Raw genomic sequence first — 23,348 nt, forward strand, 5'->3', positions numbered from 1 at the left:
CGGAATTCAGTGTGAAGAGCGATCTGGCCATGTTTATCATTTCCACTCGGCACAAAATACATTTTAAACATCTGAGTTGGAAAATTGCCGTAAGCGACATTAGTAACTCTCCTTGGCAAACCTTTAATCAGTTTTTTCTTCGTTGTTGGGTCATTGGAAAGTTCGGGTATTACAATGATAGAAGAAAGATAGTCAAGTAAATCTAGTACCTTATTTCGGCTTATGTTGCGAAAACAAGCCGCTAGTGGTATCTCTTAGAGCATTGCAGAAGGAGATACCGCTATGACAAAGAAATATGTAGTCCGTCTCAGCGATGAAGAGCGTGGTTTGTTGGAAGACCTGGTGAGCAAAGGGCAAGCGGCGGCGCAGAAGATCAAACATGCGAATGTATTGCTCAAGGTCGATGCCGAAGGGGCGAATTGGAGCGATGCACAAGCCGCTGAGGCGTTCGGTTGCGCGCCGCGCACTGTCTTCAGCATTCGCGAGCGGTTCGTCGAACAAGGATTTGAAGCGGCGCTTTCACGCAAGCAACGTGAGCACCCGAGCTGCGAGCCCCTGCTCGATGGGGAAAAGCAGGCGCGGTTGGTGCAAATTGCCTGTAGCGAGCCGCCTCCCGGATACGCGCGCTGGACGTTGAATTTACTCGCGGGGAAGTTGGTGGAACTGGATGTCGTTGAGAGCATCTCGGCACCCACGGTGATGCGCGCACTAAAAAAAACGCACTCCAACCGCATCGGCGCAAGTGCTGGGTGATTCCCCCCGGGGAAGACGCCGCCTTTGTGGCGCAAATGGAAGATGTCCTGGAGGTCTACCGCCGCCCCTACGACCCCAAGAAGCCAGTTGTCTGCATTGATGAACAACCGACCCAGTTGATTGCCGAGACACGCCAGCCCCTGCCGATGCAACCGGGCCAACCCGAACGCTACGATTATGAATATGAGCGCGCCGGTACGGCGGTGAACTTCATGATCACAGAACCCTTGGGGCAATGGCGCAAAGTCAGTGTGCGCGAAACCAAAACCGCGATCGATTTAGCCCAAGAAATCAAGACATTGCTGGACGTGGACTATCCCGAAGCCGAGAAAGTCGTTATCGTCTGGGACAACCTCAATACGCATACGCCCGCCTCTCTGTACAAAGCCTTCCCACCTGAGGAAGCGCGGCGGTTGATCGAGCGCTTGGAAATCCACTACACCCCAAAGCACGGCAGCTGGTTGGACATTGCCGAAATCGAACTCAGTGTCATGACCAAGCAGTGCCTAGACCGCCGCATCGGCGATATCGAAACGCTTCGCCGCGAAACCGCCGCCTGGGCAGAACAACGCAACGAGGCCCAAATCGGCGTCGACTGGCAATTCACCAACGACAAAGCGCGTGTGAAGTTGAAGCACTTATATCCGCAAGTTAAGCTGAAATGAGGTACTAGTGCGCAATATTCTTTCAGGGTTACAAAATCAACAGCAACATCTAGCTCATTAATTGTGATGTCCCCTCTAACTAAAATTTTATTGAGTTCTTTTAATAGCTTATTACTTGGTCGTCTCAATCTTAGATTAAATCCATAAACCTTACTCGTGCTACCGGCACCTTTATTTTCCGGAAATGGAATCGAAGTATATCTAAAGAATGGGTCCGTTTGCTTTTCTAAAATATCGTCGCATGCCTGTTTGAGGGCAAGGTTGTTCACTCTAATATTTAATACATCGAAATAGCATAAAACATCTTGTATAAGCTCAGAAAAGATTTGCTGGAATTTTTCTTTACCTAAATAACTGGCCACTGTAGTTCCTCTTTTATATTTATTCAGCTTATTATGATGTAGAATATTGTAAGTATAAGTATACCCCCCCTCACTAAAACTGGCGTAAATGACTTTTAATATCATACATGAAGTTAAACAGTCATTACAACTTGCCTTAAGTCTATTCCTTGAAACCTGCACCTATAAAATTGGGACATCCTAACCTTGGTGTTGGATACCGATTATAAATTTATAAGCAATAGAAGCTCTAGTATCATATTTAAAACAAACGCTGCGCCGCAATAGCGGCGGCGCAGCGTTTTATTCATTAAATACTCTTGGTTCTTAAACAAAATAACATGATCATAAGTCTTAATGTTTAAGTATTCTCACGTCACAATGCTTAAATAGAATGTTCTTTTCAGGTAGAAATCGGATAAGTTTTTTGTTAAAAGTTTTATGATCGTTCTCTTGATGGATCTTCTCTTGAGGTTGTCCTTCCATGAAAGGTTCTTTATTAAAAAACATTAAATAAAGTCTTTCTTTCGATCTTGTAATAGCAACATGAAAAACATTTGATTCTAAAGTCTCATTCCAACGGTACTTCTTTGAAGCACGGTTTCCATCAAAAATATCAATCAGAAAGACATGTTCCCAGGTCTCTCCCTTGGCCCCATGTTGAGTGCCGACGTAGACTCCATATCTTGAGGGGTTCTCTAATAAGGATCTTAATCTGCGAACCAGTTCCCTAACTGTTATATTTTCCCCAAAAAGAAGTCCATAACGGTCCAAAACATTTGCAACAGCCATGTTGTATTTTGAGTTAAGGTTCCCTTGAAGGTGTTCCTTAAAAGCCCTCGTCAATTTTTGAACGCAAAAGTTTCCCTTAACATCAAGAAAAGCGTTTAAAACTCTTCTAGCTTTTTTTCTTATATTTATTTCAATTTCAAGCCTTTTTCCCGGAATACGGCCTCGAAGGTTTGCCGCTACCTCAGATGCTTGGTTTTCAGTTAACCCAAGGTGAACTTGTAAATAGTGACAAAGCGCCTGGTTACCCGAATCCAACACTGCTTCTGAAAAGTCTAAAAACTTCTTAAGGACCTTGAGGTCATCTTTATTTATTTCAGAGAATCCAATCGGAATGCTTAAGTTGAAAAGAAAAGAGCTCATCTGGTGAAAATCCTTCCGGTACCTCGTGATAACGGCAATCTGATCTAGTCTAACTCCCTTTGTGATTAGCTCCTCGATAAGTCTTGAAGTTTCTTCTAGAGCATCTTTCCTAGTATTACATTCAACGAAAAGAGGTTTGAGGCCACTCCTGGAGGAAACAATTGTTGGGAAGTTTTTTGGGTTCGAACAGCTGTTAACTAGAGCTGCATGCTCTTTGTTCAGGCGCCGCGAATGATTAAAAGTTAGATATTTCCAGTCAGGACGATGTTTAGCAAGCTTCGACAGAGTATTACTTGATGAACCTCGAAAAGAATAAATTTCTTGACGATCATCCCCAGTAATAACCGTTGTGTCAGCTAGATCAGCAAGAGCAACAACAAAGATTCTTTCAGCTGGGCTGAAGTCTTGGTACTCATCAACACAAAACAATTTTGGAGGAACAAAGAAAACATTTTCGTTTTTCGTGAAGGTGAGCCTGAGCAGACTATTTGCGGGAATCGGCCGCGATTCTGAGCAAATTCAGTGAGGGAAAACAAAAAACCCCCTCAAACAACTTGACGCAAGTTGTCCGAGAGGGCTGTCTCCGAATTTCGCCAAAAACCAGGAGACAGTCCCAGTGTGTCACGCCTTTCTTGCCGACACGAACTTTTACCAACTGCTCACCCGGATCGACGAGTCGATTGCCGAGGAAGTCCGCGCGGGCGGCTGTGACTGCGGTGGTGCGTTGCACAGCGCCCGTTATCCGCGTAAGCCCCGAGGTGTGCGTGGCGTCTTGGATGAGAGCTACCAGAGCCGTCTGAGTTTCTGCTGCGCCGCGGACGGGTGCCGGCGGCGCAGCACCCCGCCTTCCGTTCGGTTTCTGGGCCGCAAGGTCTATCTCGGGGTCATCGTCGTGCTGATTTCGGCCCTGCATGACGGACTGAGCGCATCGCGTCGCCGGCGCTTGATCAAGACGCTCGGTGTCACCGTCCAAACCCTGCGGCGGTGGCAGCACTGGTGGCGTGAGCAGTTTGTGCAAACCCGCTGCTTTCGATCCTTGGCTGGTCTGTTGATGCCGCCGATCGCCACCGAGCACCTGCCAGGATCCCTGCTGGAAAAATTGAGCGCAAAAGCGTTGTCCGAGCGCGTCGTGCAACTGCTGATATTGATCGCCCCGAGCACGACAGCGACAGGCTTGCTGTAGGGCAACGCCAACCCGCAGAAGACCTCATCGCGCCGCTGGGCGGCGCCTTCTAGACTCCCGGTGATGTGTGAAACAACTGGGAGGTGAAGACGAATGTCCGATGACAACGGCCTCGGTGATCCCGATGGTTGGGCGCGGTTGCGCTTTGCCATTATTGGTCCTTTATTGGCTGATCCTGCGCCGGCGAACGCGCTGGGCGCGCGGCTGAAGGCGCTGGCGGCCAAGTCATGGCGTCATCCGGTGACTGGGCGGGCGGTCAGTTTTAGCTTTGGGACCTTGGAGCGCTGGTATTACCTCGCACGCGATGCCCAAGACCCGGTGACCGCACTGCGCCCGCGCCGGCGCAGCGATGCCGGGGAGCAGCGCGCGCTGAGCCCGCGCCTGATGGAGGCCGTACAGGCGCAATACCGCGACTACCCCGGTTGGACGGTGCAGCTGCATTACGACAACCTCGCCGCCTTGTGCGCGGGCGATGAAACCCTGGGGCCGCTGCCCTCCTATGCCACCGTGCGCCGCTTCATGAAGCGCGCGGGCCTGCACCGCCGGCGTGTCCCGGCGCGCAAGACACCCGGGGCCGAGCAGGCCGCGCGGCGCCTGGAGGCCTGCGAGGTGCGCAGCTATGAAGCCCAGTATGTCCATGCCTTGTGGCATCTGGACTTTCATCATGGCTCGCGCAACGTCCTCACCCGGGGTGGCGTCTGGGTCAAGCCCCTGCTGCTGGCGGTCATCGACGATCACTCGCGCCTGATCTGCCATCTGCAGTGGTACCTCGATGAGACCACCGAGACCTTGGTGCATGGTCTGGGACAGGCGTTGCACAAGCGCGGGCTGCCGCGCGCCCTGATGAGCGATAACGGCGCGGCAATGCAGGCCGAGGAATTCACCGCCGGATTGCATGCGCTGGGCATCCTCCACGAGCCGACCCTGCCGTACAGCCCGTATCAGAACGCCAAGCAGGAGCGCTTCTGGGCCACGCTGGAAGGCCGCCTGATGGCGATGCTTAAGGGGCTGGAGGAGCTGAGCCTGCAGCGGCTCAACACCCTCACTCAGGCGTGGGTGGAGCAGGAGTACCACCGCAAGGTCCACAGTGAGACCGCCGCCACGCCGCTTGCGCGTCTTCTCGATGCGCCCAACGTGGGGCGCCCCTGTCCGGACAGCGAGCAGGTCCGCGCCGCTTTTCGTTGTCGCGTCCAACGCCGTCAGCGCCGCAGCGATGGGACGCTCAGCCTGGCGGGCAAGCGCTTCGAGGTGCCGGCGCGCTTGCGTCACCTTGAGCAACTGCATATCGCTTATGCCCGCTGGGATCTGAGTGCTGTGGACGTGGTTGATCCCCACTCGGGCGCCATCCTCTGCCGCCTCTATCCCCTCGATAAAGCCGCCAATGCCTCCGGGCAGCGTCGGCGCCTTGAGCCCGCCGGCGCACCGCCACCGCCATCACAACGCGCCACGACGCTGCCACCGTTGCTGCGCGACTTGCTCGCCGAGTATGCCGCCACCGGTCTGCCGCCGGCCTATCTGCCAAAACACGATGACCTGGAATCCAGTCGATGAACAAGACCCTGCTGGCCCTCTATGGACTGAAGTTCAATCCGTTCTCCCCGGAGCTGCCGACGGCGGCACTGCATCGCAGCGCGCCGGTGGAGCAGTTTTGCTGGCGCATCGAGCAGAGCCTGATCCGCGAAGGCGGTTTTGCGCTCATTCAAGGTGATCCGGGTACCGGCAAGAGTGCGGTACTGCGCCTGCTCGATGAGCGTCTGCGCCAGCTGCCCGATATCAGCGTTGGGGCGCTCACGCATCCCAGCTCGAAGGTGGCGGACTTCTACCGCGAGATGGGCGATCTGTTCGCCGTTGACCTCAAGCCCCATAACCGCTGGGGTGGCTTCAAGATCCTGCGCGAGCGCTGGCTGGCGCATCTGGAGACGACGCTGTTGCGCCCGGTGTTGCTCATCGACGAGGCGCAGGAGATGCATCCGACGGTGCTCAATGAGCTGCGTCTGCTGACCTCCATGCAGTTCGATTCGCGCACGTTGTTGAGCGTGATCCTGGCCGGCGATGGCCGCCTGGCGACCAAGCTGCGCCGTGAGGAGTTGCTGCCGCTGGGCAGTCGTATCCGTACGCGCCTGAGTATGGAGTATGCCAGTCGCGAGGCGCTGGTCGCCTGCCTGGAGCATTTACAACACAGTGCCGGCAATGCGAGTCTGATGAGCGCAGGGCTGATGAAGACGCTCGCTGAGCATGCGTTGGGCAATTATCGCGTGCTTACGACCATGGCGGCAGAATTGCTGGCGCAGGCTGCTCGGCTCGAACGCGCGCAGCTCGATGAACAACTCTACCTTGAGGTGTTTGGTTCAGCGGCGGGCAACGCCCGCCAACGCCCGAGTGCCAGGGCGGGCGCCTGATGAGCCGCTTGAGCGCTGAGCGCCCGCACCAGGCCATGACAGCGGCAAGACACACCGCCGTGATGCTTGAGGCATGGCACGACGCTGGCATCGTGCGTGCCGATTTGGCGGTGCGCACCGCCAAGGCGACGATGCTGTGGTTCCATGATCGCTCTTTGGATCAGCTTCCGTTGGGGCTGGCCAGAGCGCGCAATGTCCAACAGGCCGATATTTATATCCGTCCAGCCCGCGGCTATCCCTGGCCAATGGTGTTTCTCGATGATGTCGCACGGCCGATGGCGCAGCGCATCGCTCGGCACTATGCGGCCCTGGTGGTGCAGACTTCGACGCTCGGGGGCTGCCACCTGTGGCTACGGCTGACCCGCGCGCTCGATGAGGCGCAGCGCTGTGATGTGCAGCGTTGGCTGATCCCGCGCGTTGGCGCCGATCCGGGCTCGGTCTCCGGTGAGCACCTCGGTCGGCTCGCCGGGATGAAGAATGCCAAGCGTGGCGGGGAGTGGGTCAATGTCCTTCGGCGACCAAGCCCGCAGGAGCGCGTCTGGGATCCAACTCCGGCCTTGCCAACGATGGCTCCGGCTCCGCCGCCGGTCGTCAACTGCGCTCCACGGGCGCGCTTATCCACCGGTGATCCGTCCGAATCTGCCCGCGAATGGGGCTGGGTCTGCGGCGCTCTTGAGGCCGGCCTTGCACCGACCACGGTCTACCAACGCTTGCTCGAGCGCGCGTCCCCGCGTCGCGGAGCCGATGCCGAGCGCTATGCCCGCTACACCCTCGCTCGCGCCATTCGCCAGAGCGCTAGAGGCAACTGAACCCGCTGCGTCTCTCCCCCCTCAGGGGGGAAGCGTGGTTCACGATTCCGGCTTCCCGCTGTCGGCCAGTAACGGCCCCCGTGATCCCACACGCATTCCATGTCCTTCAAATGGCTTGGAAATGGGTCCCGCAATTATCGTGATTACGCTCATGAAGGCCCGGACAACTTTGATGCTAAGACGAAACATATCCCCAAAAGTAATAATGTTTCGTCTCTGTTTTTCCTTAGCGTAACTCTCGAGAATCGTTTTAGCAGTCTGGTTGTCGACGTTTAAGGCCCGGCAAACGCTTTTTACTAAAGAACCTTTCTCTTCAAAAAGCGTAAAGAATTTATTAGCCTTAGTCTTTGCTAGCTTGTTTTCAACAGACTGTTCAAAACATTCTTTCAGGATCGCTGGGTTTTTTTCTACTTGAGGAATTTGGGAGTAGCCTAAAAAGCTGGTATTTCTTCCAATGATTTGTCGGCCAAAGGCGTGAAGTGTTGAAGCATGGCCGTCTTCCTGCAACTCAATGTTTAGTTCCTTAGCCAATGCTCTGGAAAATGTTGCAACAAGAATCTGCTCTTGGGTGATTTCCCAGTTACTTCTAGCTTTTTTAACGAGCTTCTTTAGTCTGTAAGTCTTTCCGCTACCTGCTACCGCCTGAATAATTGTTACTTGGTTTTGAAGTTCTGAAAAGTTTTTCATCGCATCGATCTCCGTTTAGCGTGTTCCTTTGTTTTACGCTTAACGGAAATAGAAAAGAGATTTGTGTATCTTTCAGAAATTTATCATTTATGGCTGTGAAGTGTTTTCGGCGGAGTTTCCCAGTGTTAATCTTAAAAAGAAAACGAAAGATATTTAAGATAAAAAAGCCGACACGGTAATGCTAAAACCGTGTCGGCTGGGTCTGTCTAACTTGAAAACAGGGTGGCTACTTCGAAATCTAATTATGATTTTTTCGTTTTTAGGGATGTTTAGAATTGATGTTTAACTACTTATTCTTCTTTGGTACCGTCTAGGGATGCTGGCTGGTATCTGGGTTTTACGCTTTCTCAGAATAGTGGGAATTCTAAAAAACGACGCACTAGCAGGTTCTTAACAAAATCGCTAACAATGATGCTTTCAGTGGATGTTTAGAATTTATGATTGTTTAGTTGTGGCTTGAGTATTTTCGGGACCGGTATTTTCAACCGAAAAGGGGTTCCTAAGATCAGAGTCTCTCTCGGGAAGTTAAGTAACTTGGAAGGCTGACGTTTTTATATTGGGAAAACAAAAATCTCAAACACATATGACCTCCTACGTAAAAAGTATTCTCAGATCTTCTGAAGCCCTGAGTTGTGTTGTTTAGGGTTTGAAACACTTTTGACTTTAAAAACATGAAGGATTAGTGCTTAGGGTTATTGTCATTATAAATAGTCAAAAAAATGATCTTAAGCCAAAGATTTTTAGACAAATTTAAGGTTTTATATTTCCCCTAGAGCAAGTGTTTACTAATTATGGAGTCGCGAAACTGACTTACAGTATTTGAGCGAAGAATTTTAGATAACAAAAGCCTTCAGGCTAAGGGAGTCAAGCCTGGGCAAGGCAGGGCAGGGCGGTGAGGTGAATTATCTAGCTGTTCAGTTTGGTAACTGGTAGGTCAAAATTGTGTGAAAGCCAAAAGCGTAAATACAAGAGTGAGGCCGAAATACCTTCGGCTGGAACTTGTCTTGAACACTTACGTGAGGCCAACTCATGACTGGAAAACTTCTTTATCGCTACGCTGAGGCGGCAGAACTTCTTGGAATTAGTGATCGCACCCTACGGCGTCTCGTAGATAGTGAGAAAATTCTTTCTGTTCATCCTTGTGAGCGTACTCCTCGAATTCCAAAACAAGCACTTAATTCGTATGTTAAGGGTTTGCTTGATGATGCTTACAGGGAAAAGGAGGAAAAAGCAAACAAAGAAAGATTAAAGACTGAATCAGAGGTGAAAAACGAAGAACAAACGTCTGAATCTGACAGTTTGAGCGGGCGCCAAACTCGAAAGCTGCCTCAGAAAAATAAGGCGGAAAGTATTCGTGAAACAAAGTTAGCGCGGAAAACTGGCACGAGAAAGCGCGCTAGGATTTAAGTTTCACAAGGGCAAAGGACTGCCCATGATAAATGTTTGGAAAAAATAGCTGGGATTCAGAGATTAAAAAAGAAGAGGTGTAACAGTTTTGACGGTTGTAGCTGCTTTTTTCCGCCATGAAAGAAAATCCTAGCTAGCCAAAATTTCAATCTTGTGTGCCTTGCACCATTCTTTGAGGGCTCTTTGCTGGGTCTCGTTTTCAAAATCAAACCAATTTTCTAGCAGACCTTGTTCTTCGAGAAGCGCCTTATACCGTGAGTAGGCGCCTTTGTGACTGAAAATACGTTCGATGTCGCCGATTTGGTCGGGCAAATACTTATCGGCAAACTCAAATACCAAATCTTTTCCTAGGCCAAGATCATTCTTGTGAGGAATCTCGATGTAGTCATCAGTGAAAACATCATCGGGCAGTTCCTTTTCTTCTTCGTCAATATAAGCTGACTGCCAGAATATTTTACCAGACTCTTTATGTAAAAAAGCCTGGTGCTCATACATCTGGCCGAAGCTGACAAAGTCAAAAGCCTCAAGAAGTTCTGAAAACTTGGTGGTCATAACCGAGGAGAAAAGCACTCAGGTTAAAAAGTAGGGCAGGGCATCTATGCTGCGTCTTTTTTCTTATTACCCATAACCGGCTAAAAGTTTGCTGGATACTGTACTGGATTCTTACCTACCGCCTCCACTACGTGCGGATAAGATGTTCCGGGTTCTTCTGTCTTAACCTTTCTTCTTGTTTTGGAGATTCTGAAGTACCAACTGTCTCCATAATCAAACAAGTAAAATAGCTTTTTATGTTTACCCAGTGGGAACAATTGGCCTACAGGGACATCCCAAAGCCCCGTGTTTTCATTATCAAATCTTGTCTTTTCGCGACTTCTAGTATTGTTAGCGATAAAAAATTCATACATGTGATCATTGTCGAAATCTATCGCCTTTTGGATGCAAAGATGTAAGGCTTCAAGGTTCGAGTTAGTTGGAATTTCGATCAACCGATACCAGTCTTTAGAAGCTGGGTCAAAACTCCCGTAGGCGCCTTCAATTTTCAGTGTAATGATCATGCTAAAAATTTAGAGCGGAAAAAATTGAAAGGTAGTAAATTTGGGCTAAAAACTGCAATCAGATAGTTTGTTAGTGAAGCGTAGATATAGAATATGTTTCATGGTCCGGGCCATTGAGGTTGTTATTATAAAGGGGTCTTGAGGCCACCCGGATAGCATAGCCATCATTTTTATGTTTTATTTCACTGTACTCAATATAAGAAAAAGTCTCTGGAAACATACGGACTTTTTCATCAATTAACAGTTGAATATCTCTTAGAATATTGGCAATGTTTTCGTCAGTGTCATTTGGGTTTTTTATTTTGTAGTTGGCCGAGAATTCATCCAGCGCTTCTTTCCTTAAGGACTTGGGTAGAATGGCAATATTCCAGGCCACACAGAGAACATTTAGATAATTCTGCTTTTCTTCCAGTGTGCTGCCAAGATCAATATAGTCAGCAGCAAGATCAATGATCATTTGAGAAATATTCATAAAATAAATCTATGCGATTCAGCAATCAGATTCGGAAGATATCGTGGCTATTTCGATTGTATTTTAAGCAAGAACCTCATCAAGCTAAAAAAGAATCAGATATTTTTATGTCGCCATTTATTTCTATAAAATTCAGAAAACATTTATCGACCGCAATACTGTTCAAGCAGGACTCACAAAACTGGAATTCAACACAACACTCGCCGTCAAGTGAATAATCACAATCAGCCTTGTTGCAGTTATAAGACTTTTTCACGCTTACTTTGCAAACGCTAAAATCCCATTCTTTAGCGTTGATCGTCTTAAGTTCATGATCGAATAGTTGTTGGCAACCGTCGCATACTGATATCATTTTAATTCTCCTTTTCCGCAGTTTGAGATTTGCCTAAAAATAAATAGAACCTGGACTCTTTAATTTTTTTACTTTTCTTGATTGCGCGAAAATAATATTCGCCCCAAAAATTAAAATCCGGTGTAATAAACCAAAACTATATTCTAAAACTTGATAAGTCCTCGTAGTGTTGTTTTTCTTCAATATTTGTTCTGAGAAAAAACTGATTATCTTTCTGATAGATAACGATGTGCGTATACAACCTTTCTTCTTTATTTGTTTTCCACATATTTTCAAGCCTTGGAAACAAGAACTCTGATGGAAGCATGAAAACTGATTTTGCGCTTCCGCAGCCATAACAGATATAGCGGGCTTTATATTTAGATAGGAATGTATCTTGATGAGGGTGGAACGCGAACCAATATCGGGCATCAAATTGGCTATTAAAAGATTTATGTTTTTTTGATATAGAAACAATTAACCCTACAGATTCATCCGTTGAAGCATATGAGGATCTCGATTTTTTAATGAAGTTTAATTTCAACTCTTCCTTGGCCTTCTGAAATACAGGGCCATGGAAACTTACAGGTTTTGTCTTTTCTTTCTTCTGATTTTCAATATTGTTGACATCTGACTCTTCGTCATCTATAAAATCATCAGCGCTTTCTTCAATTTCAATATCCTTTATAGCCAGGAATAATAACTCGATAAGCTTATCAACGCGGGTATATTCATATGGCCTCAAAGCCATGGATATTTTTTTTGCAGTAGACTCATCACTTAATGATTCTTTCACCTTCAGTAATCTGATCAAAGAATCTACACTAATAATTCTGATATCCCAGGCATGTCTCGAACCTCTAATCTGCGCTTCGAGCTCACCAGTATCGTTTCGACCAACAACGATAAGAATAGAACTATTGTCCTTGGTGATACCTTGGCTTTTAATAAGTCTATTACGATATTCGGCTATCGTATCTAATGAAATTCGGTAGGCATCTGTTGTTTTAACCTCAACAACAATTACCCAATCATCTTGCTCCTTCCATATGCCATCGAAACCAATTTCTGATTGCTTTCCTCGATAAAGTCCATTCGTAATATTGAAACCAAGTCTTTTACCAATTTCGTTAACAATATCTTGCAGAGCAAGACCTGAGTCGTTAAATCCTTTTTCTAGACGTTCTTCTGCATACTTAATCAACAACTCATTCTGAATCTTTTCAAGAAAAAACCTAAAACTCGAATCGCAATCTGTCAACTTTCCTTCACCAAGAAAGCTTATAATTTGAGACAATTTTTTGTTCTCAAGTGTTGCTTGTTCAGTTAATATTTTCTCTATCTCATTCATGATTTATTTCAAATACTCGCGAGAGTCCTTTGTTTGACGGCTTACCTACACAGTTATTGTTCTAGCAGCTCAGCCGGCTGGGCAAGAGCGTAATCGGATTTTGCGGGGCTACATCGTTCGGCGAGTGAGACAGTTGACTTAAAATGCTGGGAATTTAAATTGACCTTGGCCTCCTTTCTCGCTTTTTTGCCATAGCACTTTTTCCTGTGGGCACTAACGCCAGCCTTAGCCCCCGCGAGCGAAGCGAGCGGTCGGACTGGAGGCCGTCATTAAGCGGTTGATTGCGCGTTGATTCTTCGTCTGGAAAACAATTCGACCCAGGCCCCTTTAATTTTCCTTTAATTTTAATTTCAGGCCCCTTTAATTTAATTGAAATCGCCGCAATCAAATCTAGCTATAAAAACGCGGTAGCTGTTTCATTACAAGACTGCTAGTCAATGTCCATTGATGGAGCTAACTTCTTGAGGCATGTTGGATTATTAAGAAGTTTCTCATCAATACTACTCTCATTTGCGTCTATGGCCATGTCAAGCCCAGTGTTTTTTCCATATCCAACGACCGGTATCTCGATGATTTTTGTTAGCCGAAGAATTTGTTTATACTCGTCCCAATATATCATCGGCTGGTTTATATCCCAATTGCCTCGAGATATTGCGTGAAGTGCTTCGTTCCTGGTCAAAATATTTGGATACTTTTCCTTCAATGCCGAGAAAAGCTGTTCCTTTTGGGGAGCGTCCATCTTCTTGAATTGCCGCTCTATGCCTACTACCTCAAATTTTCCTGTCTCACCAGAGGGGAAAATCAAAACGAGATCAAGGTTTCCTTGCTTAGTTTGTTTGAACCCTTGCAATTTCTTTCCTTTACAGGCGACGGCGTTATTTAAAAGGGAAAGTGCTTCCTGATCGAAGAACATGGCAATAAAGTAAGGACTTAACGTGATCATTTGATCTTCAGAAAGGCCGATTACATATTTCTCAAGAAAGCTTTCAATACGGTCTACGGCAATTCGCGTTATAGGGTTCGTTGTGGTATCAGCATTAGCGTGAATACCCATTGCACTACGAGCCATTTTGAAGCGTTGAACCGCACCCAATGTTGGTAGCTCAGATTCATCATGTATGCTCATTTCTGTCCGGGCTATCCATTTGTCTTCAGCAATTTTTTCTGGGTTGTCACCCAGGCAGACGCCACCGAGACAAGAAGAACTCTCTGCAAGCAATGGGCTTGAAACGACAAGAAGAATAGAAAATAAAGCGTAGTACATTTTTATCACGGATTAACCTCTGTTTTAGATTTTTAGTCTTGAGCTAAATCGAAGTATGCTTCTTTGTTGCCTTCACAAAATGCCTCTTCACCCATGACCTGATAACGTTCTCTTGTATCAACCAAAACTTCCTCAGATAGGTGTGAAATTTCATCTCCATTAATGATACTTGGGCAACCGGCTTTTGCATATACCTCTTTAAGTTTTTCTTTGACGCCACCATTGAAATCACAAAGAGTCTCGAGAATTCCGTTATAAATGCCGGCGCCGAGAATCCCGAAACAAGATTCTCGCTTATCGTTTGCGCCAGTATTGAATGCTGGGGCATTATTGCTTAGTGGAGTGCCGTTACAAAGTGCCTCTCGATCCGATCCAATAATCTCATAGCAAGTTAAGGCATCTTTATCAAAAAATCGCCCAGGTTGCCCGTTGACTTTCGTCTTACCATTTTGAACTTAAACATCAACCTTGTTTCCGTTGCTCCAAGTCCAAACTTCTGATCCGCCGCTTATATTTGCGCATTGAACCACCTCACATGCAGAATCACTGATAAGTTTATTACCTTCAAAATAGTAGCAGTGTTTCTGCTCCTCTTGGCATGCAGCATGTGTTGCGCCAGAAAAGATAGAAAACGTAAGCAGGATAAGAGACGCTTTCTTTAATAGACTGACTTTAAATTCTTGCATAATATTATCATTTTGCTTCAAAAAATAGGGTGACCGACCGTTCGGCTGAAACCGCACATGTTGCGCAAGAACTCATTCGATATGTTGTGACCACCCGATAGTCACCGGTTTGAGGTAACGTCCAAATTGTCCCGCCAGGCGCACAATAGTTTCCGCCGTTACAGCCAAGCTCTCTTCCATTTGGGGCAATGATAGACCAGGTATAAACATCGTTTCCCATGACGGAAAATGATTGCCCCTCTCCCAGGTTTAGAAAGAAATCCTGTCGACCGTCCCGAATGGGGCCGTTCCAACTCGCCCCAGTCGATCCACGTGAAAAATTGATTCGGACTGGTGCAAATTGGCCGCTCTGTTGTTGCGGAACAATTTCGGAAACCGTTGTGCAGACTGGATGGACACCGGTAATCACCGGGTAGTCGCACACCTCATCCACGCGAGACATGTATGCGTTCAGGATACAGGTTTTGGTTTGACAGCTATTGCGGTTCTTTAGCCACTGTCGTTGGGTTGACACCAAATGACTGCGTGCGCGATCTCCAATATCCGAAGCCTTCATGTAACGGTAATTCTTTCCGAGGGCATCGTCGAGGCGACTGAGGACAGGATCGTCACAAATTGCTGTCTCAACAAAGGTCGCGGCTTTTCGGCAGTCGAAGGAGGCCGCGTCAACGAAGGAAGGTAGTAAGGGCGCGACGAAACTGATGCTAATCAAAGCACACAGGCGAAAAATCATAATCGTCGAACAGTCAGGCCGATGCATACTGGTTTTCTCTCAAAGTGATCGTCTTACCGAATTGGAGCCAGGTACAATTTAGCATTAAGGAGAAACCTTTTTAAGTTGGCCAAAAAAAGCACAGCCTGGCCCGTGAAAATATGAACAATTGGATTCAGACATTTCCCCTATATCGCCACTATCATTGAAATGGATTGTTACCGTGCATAGTTCGCTGTCATTAACCCCTGTGTAGTTTGTGAAGTCTGACCTGTTTTCGTTAAAGTTACCGACTCCAGAGACAGTGCCACTACAAGCATTTGGTATGCCAGTGAAAGCGCTCACAGCAACAACACCTTTTTCATTTTCAAGAACAATGGTGCGCAGTGAAAGTTCTCCTTCACCAGACCCGGAATAATCACCTTCTATCTGGTAAGCCGATAGAACGTTAGTTGAAAACAAAGCAAGAAAAGAGAAAGCTATTATTTTTTTCATACCAACCTCTCGTGATTTAAGTTGTCAGGGAAAGGAATTTACTAATCTGCGTACTGCTCTAGCGAACGCTTAAACTTTAGATAGCTGCTTTTGTAATTATTGTAAGCCGCCTGGCTACTGTGATTAATACAAACAACAGCAGTTTCGGTTCCATATCTTAAGGATGTTATATAGATAGGAACGTGCATAGGGGCCGTCGTTTGCGTCAATGGTGACCCAGGCTGTTTGGCCATCCCGTGCTGGTTTAATTTTTTTTGGCTCGTAAAGTTTCTTGTACCGGATCAAGGGCGATATCTCTTGCGTCACCATTCCACTGTGGTGAAAAGATATAGAACTCGACCTGGCCATTCGGGGAGCGGAAGAATGCACTGTCGACACCATCCCTAGAAGTGCTCGAAGGTATTGAGGGTACCACCCGAAAACTATCTGGATACCAGACTTTGTACCAAGCGCCTCTATAACTTGCGGCGACCGTTAAGCTAGAAAATGTTCAAAAGAGGGGGGGCGGTTAGAAGAAGAATTGGTGAAAGTTTGCGTATCTGAATCTCAAAAAAAGCTCGGCATTTAGAGTGCGCAGTTCTGAATAAAATTCAGAACCACCTTGAAAGGACTGTTGCCGAATGTCCATTAATCATTAACACAAGCGATTTGGCTGACATAACGGCTGTTTATCCAGCCCTTTTGGTCGGGTGCGTTTCCTCTAAGGCGGTCTACGCTTTGAACAAAGACCCATTTCCCAGATTCGTCGCAGAGGAGTGTCCCGAAATCATCCCTACATTGGCCGGTGTCAATCCTCAATAGATCTCCGTTATGGACTTGGCCAGTTATGCGATGATTCGCACCTGGACCAGATCGGAGATTAACAAATCCATCGCTGGTTTTTATCGGTGTACCACACCAATCCCCAGTGGCGTAGGCGTGAGAAAATTCTGCAAGCAAGATACCGGCAGCTAGAAGTCGAAGGGCGTCTTTGTTCATGTCAATAATTTACTTAAGTCAGGTATCACCGTGAAAAACAGAATTCATGACTTGAGGTCAAATAGTGACTCGTCTATTAAGCAATCGCTCGCTTAGTTTGAGAGATTTTAAGTTATTCGGCAAACTATAAATGTGTTGGTTGTCGACTTCCTGTGCCAGTCTTTTTACTGCCCGCAGAAGCATTTCCAGCTTCACTTTTGCGAAATCTTGTTATATGCCGCTAGAAATATGGTCGTTTGTGCGATTCCATGTGACTATATATTCCCACGGGAGCGTTGACTCAAGATGGGTTATTCGTAAGTCTGGTATTTGAACGTGAGTGTCGGCGGGCGTTGGAAGGGCTGCGTACTTGGCCCGAAATGTTTTTTCATACTTTTCCGGCAAGAATATCCATGGGCTGACTAGCCAATCACCTGGGACGCCGGAATCGCGCCGAACGGCATTAGCTATTTCGGACCACTAGTGTCCCAACGTTTCGTACACGGGCCACGTAAGTACTTATATTTAAGATACATTTAGGATTTTTCGAGAAAATCGACTTGAACGCGTCGGCTCATTTCGCCCAGCCTCCGTCCGGAATCTTTGACTGGAGGCTAATTGCGAATGTATACCGGCAAACTCGTTTTCTCACAGTTAACCGAGCATCTTCCGTTGCCGGCTTTTCGGCAGTGCGTGACGCGTTATCGTGGCAACCATAAGATCAAATCATTCTCGTGTCTCGATCAGTTCCTAAGCATGATGTTCGCGCAACTGACCTATCGGGAAAGCCTTCGAGATATTGAAACGACTCTGCGCGCGCATTCGAGCAAGCTTTACCACATGGGTATTCGTGGAGGGATATCGCGGAATACCCTTGCTAGCGCCAACCAGGTCCGTGACTGGCGGATTTATGCCGACTTCACTAGCACGCTAATTCAAATCGCCCGTGACCTCTATAGCAACGAAAAACTCGCGCTTGACCTTGAGCAGACAGTTTACGCCTTTGACTCATCCACAATCGATCTTTGTCTTTCTGTTTTTCCATGGGCGCCTTTTCGGCGCACGAAAGCGGGCATAAAACTCCATACATTACTGGACCTACGCGGTAACATACCGAGTTTTATCGCAATTTCCGACGCAAAACTGAATGACGTCAAGGCGCTAGATTTGCTGACTATTGAGCCGGGCGCTTTCTATATCATGGATCGTGCGTATCTAGATTTTGAGCGTCTTTATCGCTTTCAGCTCGCCGGGGCCTTTTTTGTTATACGCGCCAAATCGAATACAAAGATGCGAAGATTGCACTCTCGCCCGGTCGACAAGACAACCGGATTAAGATGCGACCAAACTGTCTCTCTAACAGTTGTCAATACGGCCTTGCGTTATCCGCAGCATCTTCGCCGCATTAAGTTCATCGATCCAGCAACGAATAAAGAACTGGTTTTCTTAACAAACAACTTTGCTTTGTCCGCATTCACGATCACAGAGCTTTATCGGAATCGCTGGTACGTAGAACTGTTTTTTAAATGGATCAAGCAACACCTGCGCATAAAAGCTTTCTTTGGCACGACTGAAAATGCAGTCAAATCGCAAATTTGGATAGCGATCTCGACATATGTATTAGTAGCAATTGTAAAGAAACGATTGAATATCAATGAAAGTCTGTATAGTTTGCTACAGGTTCTGAGCCTGACGTTGTTCGAGCGTGTGCATATAAATCAACTACTTAACCATGTTCCCGACAAATACACAGATCCGGAAAACGCTAAGCAATTGAATTTATTCGATTAAACGTTGGGACACTAGTGATTTCGGACCAGAAATTTCTCCAATTCTGTAGGCGGGAAAGTAGTGAGTGAGCAGTAGCAGAATAGGTTATTTCGCAAAGGAAGATACTGCTCTGGTGGAAGTCCACTGCCATCGCGTCACAATACCAATGTCTGTTCTTATGTAGTTTCTCACCTTTATCAAGGGAGATGAGGCATTCGGTATTAACAAAGACGGATCGCTTTGCTCTGAGGAAATCGGTTACCACCCCTTGAAAGTAATCCATAATTTTCCCTGGTAGAAGGCGAAGTTGCTCTCGGCGATTAGCAAATAAAAAAAGGGCTTTAAGAGATCGGTATTCGCAAAATGAGTAAAAGCATATTGGTGTTAGACGCATGCTAGCTCATGGCGAAATCTTTGGTGCAAAGGCAGGGGCGAAACAATCCTTACCGCCATTCTTGCTTAGATGAAGACCTGAAAACCCTTAAGAGTTGCGAAGTAGAAGACGTTCCTGCTATTTATCGGTTACAAGAAAACCGAACGCGGCCCCTTTAATTGGCTTAAGACAGAAATTTCATTCTGGCTTTGCTAGCCTTAGTCCATTTAGTGATAAGAAGCTTTGCCATTGCAAAAGACCTTCCCTAATCCAGCCTAAGTTGTTAACAAATTCGCCTAACTCTATTGTTGTGGAGTAGAATATTTCACTTTCGCTACAATCCCATTCCCAATTATCGGCAAAGTATTCGGGATCGTCTATTGTGTAATATGACTCCTTCAATTTGCTAAATTTGTTTTTTCGTGGATGCAGATTCAGCAGGCCAATATATATGTCTACGTCCTCACTATCATCCTCATCGATTTCTAAATATAGATATATAAATGATTCATGAAAATTGGTGCCCCAAAACAAATAACCGTCATCCTTAAAAGAAAAATACTTATCCCAATCGCTCATCTCGGTTTTTAATAGATCCTGAAACTCACTAATCGTACCTTCCGATGTTTCACTATCATTGGACATCTGGGCGTCATCTTTTCCAGACGGTGAAGAACTTAAACCCATACTTTCCATAGTCTGTTGTTCCAGTATTTTAGCTCTTTCTAGGCTTAATCCTAGTTGCCCCGCCTTACGCCGCAATTTAATTCTTTCCTCAGCAGTAATTACAGTATCTTCTAAAACATCCTCTAAAATAGAAATATATTTAATATCATTATCTGATCTTTCTTCATAACCTGCGGAATCGACATCAGCTATTGTCTCTACACCAGCACCCAATAAAGCAGCCTCATCAGCTTGGAGAGCTTCGTTAACTTTATTAATAGCTTGAGAATCCCCAGATATCAATGCGTCTGGAGCTATTAATGTTAGCGTAGTTCTGACTCCTTGTTTTATATTTAATTGGTCAACTTCATGAATGATCTGGCCTTTGTACTCAAGGGATATATATTGATGACCACAATCTGGGTTTTGAATTAAAAACCTCCCATTAATGGTAGTTTTGTTTTGCTGATTTCCGATATGAACGACTACATCATATATGACATGGCCACTCGAATCTTTCACAAAACCTTCGACCTCTGTAGGGGGAGTAATAAGACCCTTCATGACCACTCGGCCAATTTTCGCTGCAACCTTTCCATAAGGAAGCAACGCAACAATTTCAGCCAGTGGGGATTGAGATTCTTCAGGCATTGGTTTTCTCTCTCGACATTGGGGATGATTTCATATCTAGCAATACTATCTTAGCTATTATCACGACTTTACCAGGAATTCAAAGACAACACTTACTAGCAGCTTAAAATCAACTGTTTTAGAAGCTAAATTATTCTCCTAATTAAATCAAGAAACCACACCAAATTCTCTAACCCCTTGCCGCGTATAAATACCTGAACAAGTCTGTACCTGGCTTAAAGTGATTTCACTTTTGCCTCAGGTTGTTGATTTCCTTGTAATCTTGTTTTCACTTGGCACTTCTTAATTCTTGTAATTATTCTTTACCTCGCTCACGTTGCGTTAGTCACGCATGGCCTTTGAAACATCTTTTTTTGCGGTAGATAATTCTTTCTTTATTCTTGCTGCTTCTATCTCTAGCTTACGCATCTTACTTAATGCTTCTTCAAGATCAGTTCCAACCAGCCAAGACTGGACGATCTTGACATCATCTAAGTTATTGCTCACTATTCCTTTTCTTATCCCATCTAGGATATTAAATCGATGTTTGCAATATTGACCATTTTCTCCAGCAGGGCAAGAACAATAGGCGGACAAGTTAGAGTCTGTTCGTTTTACGAAGTTAACATCATAAGGTTCGGATGCTGACCCTTGGACTTCAAATAATATTTTAGGCATCTCTATGATATTCCTTTTTTGACACAAAATTACATCCTTATCAAAGCCGGTTGACCTAGATCGAGACCGACTTGCCTTCCAGTTCGTTTTACGGCTATTAATGAGTGATTAATATTTCCGCAGACCGATTTTCCAGTTTGCGAAAATTATATAAATTACCGTAATTGCTGATATCCGTTTTCGTCATTTCGCATGCAAGCTGCACGTAGCGACCATGATTCGTGCTTTCCGAAGCAGCGTCTTCTGGCTTCATCCATCGGCTCTGGCGCCATGTTGTAGCCTTGAAAAAATTCCCGAAGACCGGCTTCTTCATTCCTAACGCATGCCGCTCCCAAGCTATAACTTTCGTGCTTTTTATTGCACCGTTTAATCGCGTCAGTGCGTTCTACCGACCATACGCCATCAATTATTTTCTCTGCCTTTGCTGAGGAGTCATGGCATCATCATCTGAAACTTTTTGGTCAATACGTTCCGCGTTCTCAGAGCATGGTGTCTGAGAATAGATCGTCTTGCCAACCGGATCTTCGCATTTGTACATGTCAGAAAACGCTGGTTGTGATGCCGCAACCAGAACCACGGCAGTAATAATTATTCTCATGGTCTAGGCTCTTTTCCCTATTGTTGACCCCGCTAATCAGACTTTCATCAGGAACAAGTGGTCAAGAAAGATACCTTGGCGTCATGGAAACTTATTGTTGGCTTCAGAAACAATCAAGCCAGCCAACACTTTTCTGCAAAAACTAAATTTCGCAAAATGCCTAAGAACCCGTATCCAGCGAATTTTCTCTACGCTGCCGCCAGCACAAAAGCCCCGTCTTTGTATCTTCCAAACGGGGAATGCTCCCTGATCAGACCGGTAAAGGCGGGGGCTGACAACTTTACCCCCTCGTCATGCTCCTCAGTGTATCGCCCCTTGCTGTTTTTCTCGAAGACGCAGAAGGCAGATATCCACAGTCTAAAATTTCCGATGTTGAACTGCAAACAGTTTAGCGCCTTACCATGCCACCAGCTCATGCTTTCGCGTGCTCGTTTCATGGGCGCTACCGTTACAAGCAGGCCGAGCCGGTAACGTAAGTCCTTCTAGAACTGTTTCCAGTTTCCGGTAATGCAGGCCCTGTCACCCTCCGACAGTTATAACCCTTCGCACGTCCGGGCTTAGGTGATGCTGTCGGAAGGGTGCCGGGTAGGACGTAAGTTTTGAACTGTTGAAGACCTAAAGACCTAAGGCGGGGAACGAGACCCACATTGAAGCGACTGGGCGGGTGTTCTTTTACGCTATTAGCGTTATCAGGGATAGGATTTGTCAGCATGGCGTCTTAGCGTCATGGAAATTATTTTTTGGCCTCAGAAACGATGCGGAAAACATTTTTCCGCTATATCTGATTTACGCAAAGTTCCACAGAAACAGTCTCCAGGAACATTTTCCCTACGCTGCTGCCAGCTCAAAAGCCCCGTTTTTGTATTTTCCGAACTCTGCATGTTCCCAAACTAGGCCGGTCAGGGCAGGTGCTGACAACTCAACGCCCTCATCCTGGTCTTCGGTGTAGCACCCCTTGCTGTTTTCCTCAAAGACACAGAAGGCGGAAATCCAGAGTCTAAAGTTACCGATGGTGAACTGCAAACAGTTTAGCCCCTTTCCGTCCCACCAGCTCATGCTTTCCCGTGCTCGCTGCATCGGAGCGACTGTTACCACCAAGCCTAGCCGATAACGCAGGTTTTTCCAGAAAGACTTCCAGTGGCGGTCAAGGTTGGCTCTGTCACCCTCTGACAAATAGAACCCTTGGCACTTCCGTGCTTCGGTGATGTTCCGGTAGGGGTGCGAGTGGAAGTCGCCAAGGTAGTCCAGATGCGGCCAGAACGCGCCAAGGGCGGCCCGTTTCAGGGAAATCGCCTCTTCACTATATTGAACCGAGCATGTTGTTTGCCGAGCCGTCGTATCTGTCTGAGCCATCTCCAGGCGGAACAATGTTCGACCGTCCGCAAGTGTTGTGTGCTGGCCGTAAATGCTCCCGTAAGTCTCCAGTTCCTTCTTGTTTTTTCCTCGAGCTCCACGTTTTTCCACCGCGTAGGCTTCCAGTGAAGACAAGACTAGGGAGATCAGGGCGTTCTCTGACAGGAGCACTAAGTAACCGTTTTCGTTTTTCTGGTACATCGCGACCTCAAGTAATTGAAAAAATAGGAACGCTTTTCCTTGTTAAGTTTGAGATCGCAAAGGACGCGTTTGTCAAGACATGGGCCAATATTCTACACACCGTGAACATTAAGGGTCAGAATCCTCAAGTTCCAGCGGTTAAAGTTTTGAATCCTCAAGGTCTACCCAGTGAAGTATTCGGTCATCAAGAGTTAGTCAGGTAACATTCGGATTATCAAGTTCTAAGGCTTCATGTTTGGGAGTCGTCTTGTTGGAAGTGTTTGAGTTTGTGACAAGAAATGGCCAAGATAATGGTCCCAAAATATGTGTTTAAAGAACGAGCAAGTTAATAGGGATTAATTTTCTCTTGTCAAAAATATA

General features: G+C 46.5%; 22 protein-coding genes. 7 read left to right on the forward strand and 15 right to left on the reverse strand.

Going from position 1 to position 23,348, the window contains the following annotated elements; genetic code table 11:
* Positions 1 to 282: 282 nt before the first annotated feature.
* Positions 283 to 1,418, forward strand: a protein-coding gene (locus tag Thiosp_RS10965; RefSeq protein ID WP_323696744.1) for an IS630 family transposase whose coding sequence is annotated in 2 segments (ribosomal slippage) — positions 283 to 709 and positions 709 to 1,418 — 1,137 coding nt in all. Because the reading frame shifts where the segments join, the coding sequence is not laid out codon by codon here.
* Positions 1,419 to 2,113: 695 nt separating this feature from the next.
* On the opposite strand, the gene Thiosp_RS10970 is transcribed toward Thiosp_RS10965, so the two are convergent.
* Positions 2,114 to 3,340 (reverse strand): 3'-5' exonuclease, encoded by a 1,227-nt coding sequence (locus Thiosp_RS10970; RefSeq protein WP_323697050.1) that lies wholly within the window; start codon positions 3,338 to 3,340, stop codon positions 2,114 to 2,116.
* Positions 3,341 to 3,527: 187 nt separating this feature from the next.
* Between Thiosp_RS10970 and Thiosp_RS10975 the strand changes: the two genes are divergently transcribed.
* The 4 genes from Thiosp_RS10975 to Thiosp_RS10990 all read left to right on the forward strand — a co-directional run bounded on the left by Thiosp_RS10975 (position 3,528) and on the right by Thiosp_RS10990 (position 7,302).
* Entirely contained in the window at positions 3,528 to 4,094 is a 567-nt protein-coding gene (locus Thiosp_RS10975) for a hypothetical protein (RefSeq protein ID WP_323696520.1), read from the forward strand.
* Between the two features lie 93 nt (positions 4,095 to 4,187).
* Positions 4,188 to 5,645, forward strand: a complete 1,458-nt coding sequence (locus Thiosp_RS10980) for a DDE-type integrase/transposase/recombinase (protein ID WP_323696457.1) — start codon at positions 4,188 to 4,190, stop codon at positions 5,643 to 5,645.
* A complete protein-coding gene (locus Thiosp_RS10985; protein WP_323696456.1) occupies positions 5,642 to 6,493 on the forward strand; it encodes an ExeA family protein in 852 nt (283 codons plus the stop codon). The genes Thiosp_RS10980 and Thiosp_RS10985 overlap by 4 nt, the downstream gene beginning before the upstream one ends.
* The gene (locus tag Thiosp_RS10990; RefSeq protein WP_323696455.1) at positions 6,493 to 7,302 is read left to right on the forward strand and encodes a DNA-primase RepB domain-containing protein; all 810 of its coding nucleotides are present in this window, start codon (positions 6,493 to 6,495) and stop codon (positions 7,300 to 7,302) included. Before Thiosp_RS10985 ends, Thiosp_RS10990 begins: the two co-directional genes overlap by 1 nt.
* Before the next feature lie 39 nt (positions 7,303 to 7,341).
* Here Thiosp_RS10990 and Thiosp_RS10995 read toward each other — a convergent pair whose 3' ends face one another.
* Positions 7,342 to 7,989, reverse strand: coding sequence for a UvrD-helicase domain-containing protein (locus Thiosp_RS10995; RefSeq protein WP_323697051.1), 648 nt, complete (start codon positions 7,987 to 7,989; stop codon positions 7,342 to 7,344).
* Between the two features lie 1,029 nt (positions 7,990 to 9,018).
* Here Thiosp_RS10995 and Thiosp_RS11000 point away from each other — a divergent pair.
* Positions 9,019 to 9,396, forward strand: coding sequence for a helix-turn-helix domain-containing protein (locus tag Thiosp_RS11000; protein ID WP_323697052.1), 378 nt, complete (start codon positions 9,019 to 9,021; stop codon positions 9,394 to 9,396).
* Between the two features lie 129 nt (positions 9,397 to 9,525).
* On the opposite strand, the gene Thiosp_RS11005 is transcribed toward Thiosp_RS11000, so the two are convergent.
* From Thiosp_RS11005 to Thiosp_RS24700, 9 genes are all read right to left on the reverse strand, one after another.
* The gene (locus Thiosp_RS11005) at positions 9,526 to 9,948 is read right to left on the reverse strand and encodes a hypothetical protein (protein WP_323697053.1); all 423 of its coding nucleotides are present in this window, start codon (positions 9,946 to 9,948) and stop codon (positions 9,526 to 9,528) included.
* An 80-nt stretch (positions 9,949 to 10,028) separates the two neighbouring features.
* A complete protein-coding gene (locus Thiosp_RS11010; protein WP_323697054.1) occupies positions 10,029 to 10,451 on the reverse strand; it encodes an IS1096 element passenger TnpR family protein in 423 nt (140 codons plus the stop codon).
* Positions 10,452 to 10,521: 70 nt separating this feature from the next.
* Positions 10,522 to 10,923 (reverse strand): hypothetical protein, encoded by a 402-nt coding sequence (locus Thiosp_RS11015; protein WP_323697055.1) that lies wholly within the window; start codon positions 10,921 to 10,923, stop codon positions 10,522 to 10,524.
* A 488-nt stretch (positions 10,924 to 11,411) separates the two neighbouring features.
* The gene (locus Thiosp_RS11020) at positions 11,412 to 12,605 is read right to left on the reverse strand and encodes a hypothetical protein (RefSeq protein ID WP_323697056.1); all 1,194 of its coding nucleotides are present in this window, start codon (positions 12,603 to 12,605) and stop codon (positions 11,412 to 11,414) included.
* 430 nt (positions 12,606 to 13,035) lie between these two features.
* Entirely contained in the window at positions 13,036 to 13,869 is an 834-nt protein-coding gene (locus Thiosp_RS11025) for a hypothetical protein (RefSeq protein ID WP_323697057.1), read from the reverse strand.
* Between the two features lie 455 nt (positions 13,870 to 14,324).
* Positions 14,325 to 14,555: a hypothetical protein gene (locus Thiosp_RS11030; RefSeq protein WP_323697058.1), complete on the reverse strand. Its 231-nt coding sequence runs from the start codon at positions 14,553 to 14,555 to the stop codon at positions 14,325 to 14,327.
* A gap of 7 nt (positions 14,556 to 14,562) precedes the next feature.
* Positions 14,563 to 15,288, reverse strand: coding sequence for a lysozyme inhibitor LprI family protein (locus tag Thiosp_RS11035; protein WP_323697059.1), 726 nt, complete (start codon positions 15,286 to 15,288; stop codon positions 14,563 to 14,565).
* Positions 15,289 to 15,372: 84 nt separating this feature from the next.
* A complete protein-coding gene (locus Thiosp_RS11040) occupies positions 15,373 to 15,762 on the reverse strand; it encodes a hypothetical protein (protein ID WP_323697060.1) in 390 nt (129 codons plus the stop codon).
* A 627-nt stretch (positions 15,763 to 16,389) separates the two neighbouring features.
* A complete protein-coding gene (locus tag Thiosp_RS24700) occupies positions 16,390 to 16,740 on the reverse strand; it encodes an SH3 domain-containing protein (protein ID WP_407702781.1) in 351 nt (116 codons plus the stop codon).
* A 603-nt stretch (positions 16,741 to 17,343) separates the two neighbouring features.
* Between Thiosp_RS24700 and Thiosp_RS11045 the strand changes: the two genes are divergently transcribed.
* On the forward strand, positions 17,344 to 18,510 hold the full coding sequence (locus tag Thiosp_RS11045; RefSeq protein WP_323697061.1) for an IS4 family transposase: 1,167 nt from the start codon (positions 17,344 to 17,346) through the stop codon (positions 18,508 to 18,510).
* Positions 18,511 to 19,060: 550 nt separating this feature from the next.
* Here Thiosp_RS11045 and Thiosp_RS11050 read toward each other — a convergent pair.
* The 4 genes from Thiosp_RS11050 to Thiosp_RS11060 all read right to left on the reverse strand — a co-directional run bounded on the left by Thiosp_RS11050 (position 19,061) and on the right by Thiosp_RS11060 (position 22,988).
* Positions 19,061 to 20,179, reverse strand: coding sequence for a carboxypeptidase-like regulatory domain-containing protein (locus tag Thiosp_RS11050; RefSeq protein WP_201068555.1), 1,119 nt, complete (start codon positions 20,177 to 20,179; stop codon positions 19,061 to 19,063).
* A gap of 321 nt (positions 20,180 to 20,500) precedes the next feature.
* On the reverse strand, positions 20,501 to 20,836 hold the full coding sequence (locus tag Thiosp_RS11055) for an SWIM zinc finger family protein (protein WP_201068554.1): 336 nt from the start codon (positions 20,834 to 20,836) through the stop codon (positions 20,501 to 20,503).
* A 406-nt stretch (positions 20,837 to 21,242) separates the two neighbouring features.
* The gene (locus Thiosp_RS24705) at positions 21,243 to 21,434 is read right to left on the reverse strand and encodes a DUF4124 domain-containing protein (RefSeq protein ID WP_201068553.1); all 192 of its coding nucleotides are present in this window, start codon (positions 21,432 to 21,434) and stop codon (positions 21,243 to 21,245) included.
* An 828-nt stretch (positions 21,435 to 22,262) separates the two neighbouring features.
* Positions 22,263 to 22,988: a hypothetical protein gene (locus Thiosp_RS11060; RefSeq protein WP_201068552.1), complete on the reverse strand. Its 726-nt coding sequence runs from the start codon at positions 22,986 to 22,988 to the stop codon at positions 22,263 to 22,265.
* Positions 22,989 to 23,348: the final 360 nt, after the last annotated feature.

The organism is Thiorhodovibrio litoralis (assembly GCF_033954455.1).
Taxonomy (GTDB): Bacteria; Pseudomonadota; Gammaproteobacteria; order Chromatiales; family Chromatiaceae; genus Thiorhodovibrio; species Thiorhodovibrio litoralis.

Coding starts and splice junctions, on each gene's coding strand:
- Thiosp_RS10980 (WP_323696457.1), top strand. CDS start 4,188: ATGTCCGATGACAACGGCCTCGGTGATCCCGATGGTTGGGCGCGGTTG.
- Thiosp_RS10985 (WP_323696456.1), top strand. CDS start 5,642: ATGAACAAGACCCTGCTGGCCCTCTATGGACTGAAGTTCAATCCGTTC.
- Thiosp_RS10990 (WP_323696455.1), top strand. CDS start 6,493: ATGAGCCGCTTGAGCGCTGAGCGCCCGCACCAGGCCATGACAGCGGCA.
- Thiosp_RS10995 (WP_323697051.1), bottom strand. CDS start 7,989: ATGAAAAACTTTTCAGAACTTCAAAACCAAGTAACAATTATTCAGGCG.
- Thiosp_RS11000 (WP_323697052.1), top strand. CDS start 9,019: ATGACTGGAAAACTTCTTTATCGCTACGCTGAGGCGGCAGAACTTCTT.
- Thiosp_RS11005 (WP_323697053.1), bottom strand. CDS start 9,948: ATGACCACCAAGTTTTCAGAACTTCTTGAGGCTTTTGACTTTGTCAGC.
- Thiosp_RS11010 (WP_323697054.1), bottom strand. CDS start 10,451: ATGATCATTACACTGAAAATTGAAGGCGCCTACGGGAGTTTTGACCCA.
- Thiosp_RS11015 (WP_323697055.1), bottom strand. CDS start 10,923: ATGAATATTTCTCAAATGATCATTGATCTTGCTGCTGACTATATTGAT.
- Thiosp_RS11020 (WP_323697056.1), bottom strand. CDS start 12,605: ATGAATGAGATAGAGAAAATATTAACTGAACAAGCAACACTTGAGAAC.
- Thiosp_RS11025 (WP_323697057.1), bottom strand. CDS start 13,869: ATGTACTACGCTTTATTTTCTATTCTTCTTGTCGTTTCAAGCCCATTG.
- Thiosp_RS11030 (WP_323697058.1), bottom strand. CDS start 14,555: ATGCAAGAATTTAAAGTCAGTCTATTAAAGAAAGCGTCTCTTATCCTG.
- Thiosp_RS11035 (WP_323697059.1), bottom strand. CDS start 15,288: ATGATTTTTCGCCTGTGTGCTTTGATTAGCATCAGTTTCGTCGCGCCC.
- Thiosp_RS11040 (WP_323697060.1), bottom strand. CDS start 15,762: ATGAAAAAAATAATAGCTTTCTCTTTTCTTGCTTTGTTTTCAACTAAC.
- Thiosp_RS24700 (WP_407702781.1), bottom strand. CDS start 16,740: ATGAACAAAGACGCCCTTCGACTTCTAGCTGCCGGTATCTTGCTTGCA.
- Thiosp_RS11045 (WP_323697061.1), top strand. CDS start 17,344: ATGTATACCGGCAAACTCGTTTTCTCACAGTTAACCGAGCATCTTCCG.
- Thiosp_RS11050 (WP_201068555.1), bottom strand. CDS start 20,179: ATGCCTGAAGAATCTCAATCCCCACTGGCTGAAATTGTTGCGTTGCTT.
- Thiosp_RS11055 (WP_201068554.1), bottom strand. CDS start 20,836: ATGCCTAAAATATTATTTGAAGTCCAAGGGTCAGCATCCGAACCTTAT.
- Thiosp_RS24705 (WP_201068553.1), bottom strand. CDS start 21,434: ATGAGAATAATTATTACTGCCGTGGTTCTGGTTGCGGCATCACAACCA.
- Thiosp_RS11060 (WP_201068552.1), bottom strand. CDS start 22,988: ATGTACCAGAAAAACGAAAACGGTTACTTAGTGCTCCTGTCAGAGAAC.